8 protein-coding genes are annotated in these 12,983 nt (G+C 35.7%); 2 read left to right on the forward strand and 6 right to left on the reverse strand.

Translation table 11 applies throughout. From position 1 onward, the window contains the following. Positions 1 to 336: 336 nt before the first annotated feature. Positions 337 to 762, forward strand: coding sequence for a hypothetical protein (locus tag R2782_RS12195; RefSeq protein ID WP_371268527.1), 426 nt, complete (start codon positions 337 to 339; stop codon positions 760 to 762). Positions 763 to 913: 151 nt separating this feature from the next. Here the strand turns inward: R2782_RS12195 and R2782_RS12200 are convergent, their stop codons facing one another. After that, entirely contained in the window at positions 914 to 1,717 is an 804-nt protein-coding gene (locus R2782_RS12200; RefSeq protein WP_371268528.1) for a hypothetical protein, read from the reverse strand. 83 nt (positions 1,718 to 1,800) lie between these two features. On the opposite strand from R2782_RS12200, the gene R2782_RS12205 reads away from it, so the two are divergent. Then, positions 1,801 to 2,295, forward strand: a complete 495-nt coding sequence (locus tag R2782_RS12205) for a thermonuclease family protein (protein WP_371268529.1) — start codon at positions 1,801 to 1,803, stop codon at positions 2,293 to 2,295. A gap of 223 nt (positions 2,296 to 2,518) precedes the next feature. Here the strand turns inward: R2782_RS12205 and R2782_RS12210 are convergent, their stop codons facing one another. From R2782_RS12210 to R2782_RS12230, 5 genes are all read right to left on the reverse strand, one after another. Then, the gene (locus R2782_RS12210; RefSeq protein ID WP_371268530.1) at positions 2,519 to 4,267 is read right to left on the reverse strand and encodes a MopE-related protein; all 1,749 of its coding nucleotides are present in this window, start codon (positions 4,265 to 4,267) and stop codon (positions 2,519 to 2,521) included. Positions 4,268 to 4,274: 7 nt separating this feature from the next. Then, positions 4,275 to 4,823, reverse strand: a complete 549-nt coding sequence (locus tag R2782_RS12215; protein WP_371268531.1) for a hypothetical protein — start codon at positions 4,821 to 4,823, stop codon at positions 4,275 to 4,277. 84 nt (positions 4,824 to 4,907) lie between these two features. Continuing rightward, a complete protein-coding gene (locus R2782_RS12220; RefSeq protein ID WP_371268532.1) occupies positions 4,908 to 5,141 on the reverse strand; it encodes a hypothetical protein in 234 nt (77 codons plus the stop codon). Between the two features lie 230 nt (positions 5,142 to 5,371). Continuing rightward, complete coding sequence (locus tag R2782_RS12225) at positions 5,372 to 9,010, reverse strand: hypothetical protein (RefSeq protein WP_371268533.1); 3,639 nt, start codon at positions 9,008 to 9,010, stop codon at positions 5,372 to 5,374. 99 nt (positions 9,011 to 9,109) lie between these two features. Further along, positions 9,110 to 12,946, reverse strand: a complete 3,837-nt coding sequence (locus R2782_RS12230) for a two-component regulator propeller domain-containing protein (RefSeq protein WP_371268534.1) — start codon at positions 12,944 to 12,946, stop codon at positions 9,110 to 9,112. Between the last annotated feature and the right edge of the window lie 37 nt (positions 12,947 to 12,983).

The raw sequence follows: 12,983 nt of genomic DNA on the forward strand, positions 1-12,983 counted from the left end.
ACGCACAGAAGCGGTATAGTTTATTTTTTTTCTGGAAGTGTTTACCCCATTGGAATTGAAAAGAAGAAGTATCAATTAAGATTAGAATTATAAGAGATGTTTTAACAAAAAGAATAAAAAAGGAAGCAAAAGTAGGTGGCTACAATTGGCCCTTCAAGTTCAAGCCCTACGGGTTTTTAAAAAAATCTCCACCCTATCGGGTAGTATTTTTTCAAAAAAACTTGCTTGTCCAATCTCCACCACCTGATGAGATGGCTTTCTTTTTTTTTCGTTTTTTTCTTTGTCAAAAAATTTTTTGTCAGAGGGGATTTCGGAAGCAAACAAAATCATCTCAAAATGGCAAAATTCTCACTTAAAACGTACAGCCCAAAAGCTCAAATAAACGAGCCACATTTCTACATCCTATGCAAAGGAAACAACAGTGGAAAACCACTTTCCGAGCCTTGCCCAAATTGCTTTGTTTTAACCGCCAAAACCGAAGAAGATAAGCAGTTTTTTTACTCGCTTTGTTTCGGCTTATGGAAGGCAAAATCCTTTGAATATTTCTTAAAAGGTTCTGTTATCCCATTCATTACCATTGGCGATTGCAAACAAGCCATAAATAACGGATTAGAGCAAGCTAAAAACGATTTAAAAGGCTTCAATAAGTCAGTAAAGGCATTAGAAATTTTAGAGCAGCAAGAGAAAAAATACAAAGAAACTTTGCTACTTATCAATGATGCCAAAAGGGCTATTTTTTACCGTTACATCAAAAGGAGGTAAAAAACCTTTCCTATGGTTGTCTTATGGTTTAGATACACTTATTTAAACCTTATTTAACCATTATAGGAAAAAAGGTGCAAACGAAAAAAGCCCACTCGATATGAGCAGGCTTTCCCGATTTTCCGAAATCATCTAATCCACTGATGAAGAATTAGAATATCTTGGCTACTTTCATTGCATTACCTTGAGCAAATAAGTAGTAGTTTGAGTTTACTTCCTGATAAAATTCCACAGCCAGCACATTAACAACCGACACATCCGCAGAAATAGTAGGAGAACCCGGTAAAGTACTTACAACACTAATCGCACCAGTTACAGCATTTACAGGGAGATACCCTGAATCTTGCACATCTGTTAAGCCGTTTGTAGTACCGTCTTTTGGCTCATAAACTCCAGTTGTACTGTTATATTCAAAGTCAGACAAAACAGCAATAGCATTGATGATTTTGAAGTGAGTAGCACCGGCAGGAATATACATTCTATCCAAAGGATTAAACGAAGGAATATCCAAAGTTGAACTATCCCTTGCAGCAGTTGGAGTAATGGTATAAGGAGCGTTAAAAGCACCATTAAAAGCAGTGTACTTGTTAAACTCAAAACCATCTAAGTATTGAGGAGCAACAGTTACTAAAATTGCTCTTCGACCTCTGGCTTCTGAACCATCTTCCAGATTGATTTTTTTCATTATTGCGGTAATCCTTCCAGTAACTTGGCTATCGCCATTATTACGGATTAAACCTGCAATACTTGTTCTTAGGGATTTACCTGCAATTGCACTTCCGCCAAATTCGTTCATATTTTCACGAGTTCTTTGGAAAGCTGGATCAGTTGCAATTTGTTCAGCAGATGGACCACCTGATAATCCTGCAAAGTCGCCTTGCAGTCCTTTAATTTTGAAATGTCGTACTCCGCCCATTGTGCCAGAGTATCGAACGAGACCTGTTTGTCTTGCCATAATGATACGCTATTTATATGTTGAAAATTTATTGTAAATTTACGCCATAAATAGCTGTTTATCAATTACTTAAATAGTGCAATATGAAGCAATTAGATGTAAAGTGTCAGACTACAATCAAAACCAACTACGAAATAGTAAAAGTTGTAGATGGTGATGGAATAATCGCAAAGAATTTAATCTCAAATAAAGAGGAAGAAATACGTTTTTATGGCATTGATGCACCAGAGTTGACACCTTGCAAAAAACTAAAGCAGGACGAAAGAGAAACCCATTTATCAGGACGTTTCTTGATGGAGCTTGCACACCAGTCTTTTGAGTTTTTGAGAAAAAGAGCAAAAATTGGAAAACGAATTACATTAATTCAAGAAGTAGGCAACGAGCAAGACCCATACGGCAGAACTTTGGCTTATGTGGTATTGCCTAACGGCAACACCTTAAACGAAATAATGGTCAAGAACGGCTTTGCAAAGCCTTATGATAAACTTTATTGTTCCGAACTACCAAAGTATCAAGAACTCAATTTGAAGGCTAAAACAAAGAAAAAAGGCTTATATTTACTCGTAGATAGGTTCTAATAAAACAAAGGCATTTTCTCTTATTTGCCACCAATTTTACAGATTTTGTTGCCTATTTGTTGCCCAATCTCCGTAACTCATTGATTATCAAGTTAAGTTACTTTTTGTATTGGGAAGTAAAAGTCATCGTTTGTAATTTTATCAAATAAAAACCTCCGATTGCTCGGAGGTTTTTATTATTTAACCCATCACTTTAGAACCTCAGTTCCTCAGTCACTTCGGTTTATTGTTTTACTACTCTCACTGTTCTCGTTTCTTCACCTTGGGTTACAACTACGTTATATACACCAGAAGGATAACGATCTCCAAATTGGTAGTTAATTACATCTTGTGCTTTTAATTGAGTTGCCTCTAACAGTCTGCCCATCATGTCATAAATCGTCAAGCTTACTTGTTCATTTTTAGAAGTTTTCACATCAATGGCAAAACTTGTGGCAAATGGGTTTGGTAAAGCAATCGCTTTGAATCCATCGAAATCGATTGTGATTGCATCCATTCTAGTCACTTCATCCGGTCTTCCGGCTCCTGGGGTAATGATAGTACATGATTTTCCATAGGGACCCCAAATACCATTTAATTGGATTGCAACTCGTACTGTATACATTTCGACAGGCAATAATCCTGTGAAGTTATTCAAGGTTACTGTTCTCGTTGCTCTATCAACCGTTTGGCTGTATGGCAAACTTGAATTTTCTAATAAGAATCGGTACCCTTCTGCTACTGTATACGACTCTGCTAAGAGTGCTTCAGTATTTGATGTCACTAGGTACTCATCACATTGTACATCAACTAATCCTACAGTTGGGAAGATTGGTGTAGTGATGTTACAAGTCGGTCCGTATGACAAATACGTCCCATCTGTATTTCTAACCGAAACCTCTACGTTGTACGTTGTATTGTATTGAATGTTTGACAACAAATTCATTCTAAAATCTCTAATCGGACGATCAATAGTTTGCACATCGATTGGATTCAACGTATTAGTTACTCTAAAGCGGTAACCCGTTGCAAACGGTACAATATCAGCAAAGATAGCGTTGTTCACGTTACTGATAACCGTGTTACATTGAAAAGCTTGGATTTGTGTAGTGGTATCCGGTGTAGAAACAGTACATGGTGTCCCGTAGAACGGTTGCCATACGTTGTTGATTCTTACCGATACTTCTATTGAATAAGTTGTATTGAAAGCATAGTTGGTGAGTTGCGTCATGCGGAAAACCCGTAACGCTCTATCTATGGTTTGTACTTCATTGGTTGATAAATTGGTTACTCTAAAACGGTATCCTTGTGCTCCCGCTACCAAGTTAGCATAAACATAACTGTCAATCGTTGGTAAGGTTATTCCACACTGTGCCGGTTGAACTACCGATACTATTGGTGTACAACCATTGTCAATAATGCCATCACAATCATTGTCTAAACCATCGTAGCAGATTTCTGTCGCTCCGGGGTAAACCGTGTTGTTGGTGTCGTCGCAGTCGCCGCCTATAGCAACATAACCTTCTGGTTGTTCACAATTCATTAATGCATCTGTATCCTCTCCAAAACCATCGCCATCACTATCTGCATACCAAGTGAATAAAATAGGCGGAATTGCATCGCATGGGTTTTCTATAGGAAAACATCCGCCATCATAACAGATTTGGCCGGGAGGACAGGAAGCCCCATAGCACAAATCAAACATATACAAGTCAAAAGAGGTTGTACTTCCGGTAATTGGTTCACTTTGAAGATTTTCATATCCCGATAATGATAAGGTTAATACATCGCCATAGAAACCATCAATTAAGTAATAGCCTTGTTCATCAGTAGTCACAATGTCCCATCCGGAATTTACCGTCACATTTGCCAATGGTAATAAACTTACACCATCGCGAACAATTCCGGAAATTTCATAACTTATGGGAAAACATCCGCCATCATAACAGGTTTGGCCGGGAGGACAGGAAGCCCCATAGCACAAATCAAACATATACAAGTCAAAGAGGTTGTACTTCCGGTAATTGTTCACTTTGAAGATTTTCATATCCCGATAATGATAAGGTTAATACATCATAGAAACCATAATTGTAATAGCCTTGTTCATCAGTAGTCACAATGTCCCATCCGGAATTTACCGTCACATTTGCCAATGGTAATAAACTTACACCATCGCGAACAATTCCGGAAATTTCATAACTTATGGGAAAACATCCGCCATCATAACAGATTTGGCCGGGAGGACAGGAAGCCCCATAGCACAAATCAAACATATACAAGTCAAAAGAGGTTGTACTTCCGGTAATTGGTTCACTTTGAAGATTTTCATATCCCGATAATGATAAGGTTAATACATCGCCATAGAAACCATCAATTAAGTAATAGCCTTGTTCATCAGTAGTCACAATGTCCCATCCGGAATTTACCGTCACATTTGCCAATGGTAATAAACTTACACCATCGCGAACAATTCCGGAAATTTCATAACTTATGGGAAAACATCCGCCATCATAACAGGTTTGCCGGGAGGACAGGAAGCCCCATAGCACAAATCAAACATATACAAGTCAAAGAGGTTGTACTTCCGGTAATTGGTTCACTTTGAAGATTTTCATATCCCGATAATGATAAGGTTAATACATCATAGAAACCATAATTAAGTAATAGCCTTGTTCATCAGTAGTCACAATGTCCCATCCGGAATTTACCGTCACATTTGCCAATGGTAATAAACTTACACCATCGCGAACAATTCGGAAATTTATAATTATAGGAAAATATCCGTAATCATAACTTATAGGAAAACATCCGCCATCATAACAGGTTTGGCCGGGAGGACAGGAAGCCCCATAGCACAAATCAAACATATACAAGTCAAAAGAGGTTGTACTTCCGGTAATGGTTCACTTTGAAGATTTTCATATCCCGATAATGATAAGGTTAATACACGCCATAGAAACCATCAATTAAGTAATAGCCTGTTCATCAGTAGTCACAATGTCCCATCCGGAATTTACCGTCACATTTGCCAATGGTAATAAACTTACCATCGCGAACAATTCCGGAAATTTCATAACTTATAGGAAAACATCCGCCATCATAACAGGTTTGGCCGGAGGACAGGAAGCCCCATAGCACAAATCAAACATATACAAGTCAAAGGTTGTACTCCGGTAATTGGTTCACTTTGAAGATTTTCATATCCCGATAATGATAAGGTTAATACATCGCCATAGAAACCATCAATTAAGTAATAGCCTTGTTCATCAGTAGTCACAATGTCCCATCCGGAATTTACCGTCACATTTGCCAATGGTAATAAACTTACACCATCGCGAACAATTCCGGAAATTTCATAACTTATGGGAAAACATCCGCCATCATAACAGGTTTGGCCGGGAGGACAACTAACACCAAAACACGGATCTACGATTGTGGTAAAATTACCTAACGCAGTAGATGGTGTTAAATAATTTACGATGCCACCAGAAAAAGAATTAAATTCAAAAACAGCTACATAATAAGTAACTCCTTGTGCTAAACCGGTAACGGTTACTTGACTATCAAATCCATTATATACAACGAAGGTATCATCGCCTATTGAGTTGCCAGAACCCAAATAACTATTAGGCACATAGGTCGTGTTTTCGTTTGGAATTGCTGTAATTGGACTTCCCGCTTTCATCACAATTAAACGTTTTTGTCCACTTCCTGCAATGCAATTAATTTGACCTGAATTAGTCGTTATATTTGTAAAAGCTTGCAATTGGGCCTGTTCTTGTGGCGGCCCTAAAGTGGTAAACGAACCCGTTAAACCGGGTTTTAAATAAACTGGTGTTCCTGAACCATTAAACTCATGAACCGCTAAGTGATATGTTGTACCACTTTGTAAACCAGTTAAATTAAAATTGTTACTATTATTTTTGTAAACCACATAATTCCCGTTTCCGAGTCCACCGGAACTTCCAAAATTAGAAGAATAAGAACTATAATTCGTATAATCTTGTGGGTCTATATCTACTGGATTATTTTTTTTAGCGATAACTAAACGACTACTACCATCTCCATTCGTCCAAGAGATATTACTGCTTAAAGAAGTGGTTCCGTTAAAACTTATTGATGTTGCTTGCTGTGATGGAATTGGAAGTGTACTTCCGCTAGCCGTAGCAAAGGAGGAAGTTAAATAATCAATGTTAGAACCCGTTCCACCATATTCAAAAACGGCAAAATAATAGGTTGTAGAATGTTCTAAACCCGTTACGTTTACAAAATAACTAGCATTATCATAAACTACTTTTTGCCCATCACCTAAATCTGTTCCCAAAGAAAAATCAGGATTTGCATCATAGTCTACTCCATCTTGTGGAATAAATGTGACAGGACTACCTTCTCTAGCTACAATAATTCTTCGTTGCCCACCACCTGTATCGCCAATATAAGCTGTCATAGAACCTCCATCATGCGATTGGGTAAACATATTTGCAGAAGGCGTTAAAGGTTCATAACCAATAGTATAACTAATTGATGCAGCATTTACAGTATTATAAACAGGGGCATTAACTCCATTCGCTTCAAATAGTTTAAAATGATACGTATTTCCTGGGCTAACTGAATAAATTGTGGCAAAAGATTCTTGGCCTAATGCGGCTCCTGTAAAAAAATATTTCGCCCTTTGACCAGGTGCTATTTCGCTACCACTATTAAAATAAGTACTTGCATTATATGCAATTAAATCTTCTGGCACAGCATCTACTGCCTCATTTAAACGACCAATTAATAATTTTCTTTGTCCATTTCCATTTGTCCAATATACTCTTAGTTGATCTTGACTGATTTGCTCAACATACATATTGTTTGAGCTGATAGTAGGAGCAGATGCTGAAGAGCCAGAACCATTTAAACTTGAAGGAATTAGATAGTTGGAAAGCGATCCAGTACCGTTGTAATCATAAATTCGAACATAATATAAAGTTCCAATTTCTAAATTAGTAATTGTAGTATTACTACCAGTACCATCGTAAACTATTTTTTCTCCAGATATAATTTCATTAGCTAAAGCAAAGTCAGTATTGGCAGGATATTGATTTCCATTTATTGGTTCAAAAGTAAGAGGAGCGATTTTACTCATCAGGATTAATCGACGTTCACTGTTTCCATTTGTCCATTGTAATCGAAATGAATTCCCTTCAATTGAATTGAAAGACAAATTAGAGGAGGCAATGGTTGGAGCAGGAGGCAATAAAGTGGTAAAAGTTGTAACTGCTGGAGTTATCTTATTATAAATTGGTTTGTTATTACCGTTAAATTCATACGCAGAAACATAATACGTGGTGTTTGGCAGTGCATTTGTTATTGTAAATTGGTTTCCAGTACCTTTATAAACTACTTCATTTCCATTACCCACATCTCCCGAATTATCATTCAGATTTGGTGTGTTATTAGCATAATAGCTATTCAAATCTTCTGGTTCATAACTGGTTGGTGCATTGGCTCTAACAACTACAAATCGACCAGAACCATTTCCTGGTTGCATTGTAAGCGTAGCTTGATTTTGTGTTAAATTATTTGCAGAAATACTTACCACATTTTGTGTGGGTGCAATAGCAGGGCTTTGCATTGCTGTGGGATAATTTATTATATTATAAGTACGAGCACTACCAGATCCGGCATATTCAAAAACGGCCACATAATAGGTACTACCAGAAACTAAATTAGTAATGGTCACATTGGTTCCAACACCATTATAAACAACTTTATGACCTTCGCCAATATCGATAGCATTTATAAAATTGGCGTTTCCACTATAAACCGTTCCATCTTGTGGAAATACTGACACAGGTTGTCCTTCTCGAATAATAGCAATTCTTCCTGCACCATTACCTGCTGTCCATCTTGCTCTAAAACCATCTCCTTCGAATGTGTCAAAAAGTAAACCACTTACTTGTACTGTTGGATACGATAATGTAGTGGCAGATGTAGTGGCTGGATTGGTAGTTAAATATACTGGTGCGGCCGAACCGTTGAAGGTAAAAACAGCAAAATGATACGTTGTATTTGGATTTAAATTATCAATATTCACAGAACTTCCTGTGCCTTTGTATAAAACGAAATTACCAACTCCTATTTGGGCAGGTCCATTACTGATTTGATAATAAGTATTTTGTGCATAATATGAAATTAAGTCAACAGGATTAGCATTAACAGGAGCACCTTCTTTAGCTAAAACCATAGAATATTGTCCATCTCCAGGCGTCCATGATAAAGTGAGTGTATTGGAATTTAAATTTGATATGGCTGCATTTGTGGCCTGTGTAGTGGGAGAAGACAAAGTAATAAAGCTACTAACAAAATTTGGTGAGACCAAATAAGCACTTGAAAGGCCAGAGCCATTGAATTCAAAAATTGCTATATGATAGGTTGACGATGGGATTAAATTTGTTACCGTTACATTATTAGAACCACTTGACATGATGATATATTCACCTGGAGCTACTTGTTGACCATTCCCAAAAACGGTATTGGCTAAATAAGAGTTTCCATTTATAGGTAAAAATGTAACCGGACTATCTTTTTTGATTACTACTATTCGGGAAGTTCCATTACCTCTTGTAATACTTATACTCGCTCGATTACCTTCAATGTTGTAAATGTTAACTGAAGTTGTCGGATTCGTTGGAGGTTGTGAAAAAGCTGAAATCACGAAAAGAATACAAAGGAATGATAGAATTTTACGCATAACTACATTGTTTTAATTCAAATGTAAAGTAAAACTATATCAAAGAAACTTAATATAAGATTGGTAACAATTGATGTAACTCTTGTAACAAAATGTGCTTTATGCGGTATTTCTCCGTTCTGAAGGAGTAATTTGATACATATCTTTGTAGGATTTGATAAAATAAGAGGACGAGTTAAATCCGCTCATGTATGCTATTTCTGCAATTTGTAAATCTGAATTTTGAAGTAATGCATCTGCTATTTTTAATCTATTGGACTTCATAAAATCGGTAGTGGATTGCCCTGTAACTGCTTTTAATTTTCGATGCAATTGCATTCGGCTCATTCCCATAAATTCACAAAAATGGGTAACATCAAAAGCGTTATCATTTAACTTGTCATCTATAACTTTTTGGAGTTTTTCCAAAAATTTCATTTCTGTAGAAGTTACTGCAAATTCAGTCGGTTTAAAATGATCAGAACTTTGATATTTTTCTCTTAGTAATTTACGATTTTCTAAAAGTTTATTTACCTTCAATTGTAACAAATCAACTCGAAATGGCTTTTTTATATAGGCATCTGCACCTTCTGATATTCCATACCACTCGGCTTCATTATCTGTTTTTGCTGTTAATAAAATGATAGGAATATGTGAAGTAAGTTCCTTTGTTTTTAATTCATGACAGAGTTGAAAACCGTTCATTTCAGGCATCATGACATCAGATAAAATGATATCGGGAAGTTCTTTATTAGCAATTTTTAATGCTTCTTGACCATTAGTACTTGTAAATACAATGAAGTTGGGTTGAAATAATTCTTTTAAAACAGTTCTAAGTTCACGATGGTCTTCAACAATCAACATGGTTGCTAAATTAGCTGTTGTGTTTTTTGATTTATCGTCTGAATTTATATTAGTTATATCTATTTCATCATCATTATACTTGTTTAATACTAGGGGAATATCTAAAATAAATAGGGCTTTGTGCACTTGTGATTCATCCACTTTCAAACTGCCTTTGTGTAATTCAGCCAACTCTTTTGCCAAAGCAAGTCCGATTCCTAATCCTTCTGTTGCATAATTCTCCCTGTAAAAACGATCAAATACTTGTGATGGATTTTCTAAAGGATTTTCTAAATCATTAGAAACTTCAATATGTAAATTTTGAGATACATCTAAATGTGCTTTAAAATCAATGGTTCCTTGGGATGGACAATATTTTACGGCATTAGAAAGTAAATTGGTTACAATTTTATAAATGATATCGTCATTAAACCAAGCTTTTTCTTTAATGGTTATATCAGCGATAAAATGAATTTGTTTCTCTTGTGCTAAATAACTAAAGGAATGCACTAAAGAGGTAATTAATAAAGACAAATCACCTTCTTTTACAACTAGGGGATGACTGTTCAGTTCCACTTGAGTCAATTCTTGAAGTTGTTCTACTAATTTTAGAATTCGATCTTTATTTTTAGAAACGACTTCTAAATCACTTTTAACTTTATCTGTATGTTGAGTGTTCGCCAATTGCTGTTCTAAAGTTACACTCATTAAAGTAAGTGGTGTTCGTATTTCATGTGATAAGTCTGAAAAAAGTTTACTCTTGTAGTTGTTAATTTTTTTTAATTGATCTGCTTCATTTTTTTTTAACTTAAAATTAATTCTAGCTTTGAAAAATAGGTAAAGTCCATACAAAGTCAATAGAAATAAGAGTAGATATAAAACATATGCGATAGTGGTTGAATACCAAGGTTTTAAAATAATAAAAGAAAAGGAGTCGCCATTTGTACTCCAAACGCCATCATAATTTGCTGAAATAACTTCAAACGAATAGGAACCCGGTTGCAAATTAGTATAACGTGCAAAGGGAATTGACCCTCCTGATACCCAATCGATATCGTGTGGCAACAATCTATATTTGAATTGATTTTGCTTGGGTGAAGAAAATTGTAATGCAGCAAAATAAAAAGTCAAGGTGTTTTCTTTACTTGCTAATTCAACCGGATTAGAAAGGGGAATAGATGTGCTAAAAACATCTAACTTCGTAATTTTGGTTTTGGGTGGAATGGTATTACTTCGAATAGACCGTGGTGTAAAAGCATAAAAACCCTCTAAACTACCAAAATATAACTCTCCAGATTCAGCCTTATAATAGGCACCTGTATTAAACTCGGTAGCCAAACCATCATAGTTAGAAAAATTCACCACTAGTGGTTTTAAATTTAAATCATTCGGGATTGTGAACCTAGTAATTCCTTTATTGGAACTTAACCATAAATTTAATTCTAAATCACTTAAAATACCATAAATTACATCATTCGCCAAACCATCCTTTTTATTGAAATTATAAAATTTTTGTGTATTTAAATCAAACACATCCAATCCCTTACCATTTGTACCAATCCAAAGTAAATTACGATCCTTTTGATAAAATAAGGATTTTATTTGATTGGACGAAATGGAATTTTTGTTAGCAGCATGAGTGTAATAGCAAACTTTACCCGATTCCGGATCAAACTGAATAAGACCGTCAAAGTCAGTACCCAACCATAAATACCCACCTCCTTCCCTTATCGTCCTAATTGAGGGTTTAACACCGTTTGTCATTAAGCTTTTGAAATCATAAGAGCGTAGAAAGTTACCATTAGTATCTACCAAGACCAAGCCTTTATCACGAGTGGCCAACCAAATTTTTGATTTATTATCCTTAAAAATTTGCCAAATGGTGTGTGGGCCAAATGGCTTTTTCTTTAACAGTGAAGTCACTAAACCATCCGGATATAAAATATGTAACCCACCATCTTGTGTTCCAATCCATAAATCTCCGGTAGGCATTGAATGTAAACTCATAATCCTATCCGATTTTAAACCCGGTAAATTTACCGTGGTGAATGTTTTCCATTCTGATGTTGATAGATTAAGTCGAGTTAATCCTTTTCCACTTGTTCCAATCCAAAGCATATTGTTTTGATCTTTTACAATAGCACGAACCACATCAATTGAAATAGATTCAGGAGTTTGACTATTTAAATAGGGAATGAACTTTTCTAGAAACGAGTCATAATAACTTAATCCACCCCCGTCGGTTCCAAACCAAATGGTTCCTGAATAATCTTCAAAAATGCTTAAAACATCATCGTAGTGAATTGTTCTTGAATTTTGCTTTTGGTGCTTAAAGTGGGTTGAGGTTTTTCTATCTGAAGAAATTAAATACAATCCGTCGCCATAAGTGGCAATCCAAATTCGATTTTCCCTATCTACATGTAGATCTTGCACATTTAGTGAATTCGGCAATGACAATAGAGGGAAAATTTCAGAAATTGGCTGTATAAAAGGTTGATTTATCGATTTAACCCAAATACCATTACCATAGGAACCAACCCATAAATATCCTGATTTGTCCTCACTTATTGAGCTAAAATTTATTTGCGTTGCTTGACTAAGAAAAGAAGTATACGTTTTAGAGTCTGGATTCACTTCACCAAGTATACCGGTGCCGGCAATTACAATTTTGTTTGACACAACTTGCATCAAATCATAAAGTGTATATTTATCGGTAGTTGAAATTTTTAATTGGATTGGATTGGCATGAGTAGAATCTTGATAATACAAACCAGAATTATATGAACCAAACCATGCCGTATTTTGTTGGTCAATCAAAAAACTTGCAACAGTAAAAGGTAAATCTTTCTTTTTAAAAGAATTACTATTACGGTCATAATGATATAACTTTCTGTCCGATGGAATTGACCATATACTTTGATCTGAAAAACAATATACTTTACCCAGATAACTATAGTTCGGCTTGGTTATATCTTCATATTGAAAAGGAAAAACTTTAAAACCATTCCCATCATATTTATTTAATCCATCTTGAGTTGCAATCCATAAAAATCCCTCATGGTCTTGAGCGATTGAGATAGCACTATTTTGTGATAGTCCGTCAAGTACGGACAATTGTCGAAATGAAATTTCTGTTTGACTAAAAACAGAA

This window comes from Flavobacterium sp. (assembly GCF_041392085.1).
Classification (GTDB): Bacteria; Bacteroidota; Bacteroidia; order Flavobacteriales; family Flavobacteriaceae; genus Flavobacterium.

What these genes read in the sequence shown, in the direction of transcription:
- R2782_RS12195 (WP_371268527.1), top strand. Translation starts at nt 337, where the DNA reads ATGGCAAAATTCTCACTTAAAACGTACAGCCCAAAAGCTCAAATAAAC.
- R2782_RS12200 (WP_371268528.1), bottom strand. Translation starts at nt 1,717, where the DNA reads ATGGCAAGACAAACAGGTCTCGTTCGATACTCTGGCACAATGGGCGGA.
- R2782_RS12205 (WP_371268529.1), top strand. Translation starts at nt 1,801, where the DNA reads ATGAAGCAATTAGATGTAAAGTGTCAGACTACAATCAAAACCAACTAC.
- R2782_RS12210 (WP_371268530.1), bottom strand. Translation starts at nt 4,267, where the DNA reads ATGTTTGATTTGTGCTATGGGGCTTCCTGTCCTCCCGGCCAAACCTGT.
- R2782_RS12220 (WP_371268532.1), bottom strand. Translation starts at nt 5,141, where the DNA reads ATGTTTGATTTGTGCTATGGGGCTTCCTGTCCTCCCGGCCAAACCTGT.
- R2782_RS12225 (WP_371268533.1), bottom strand. Translation starts at nt 9,010, where the DNA reads ATGCGTAAAATTCTATCATTCCTTTGTATTCTTTTCGTGATTTCAGCT.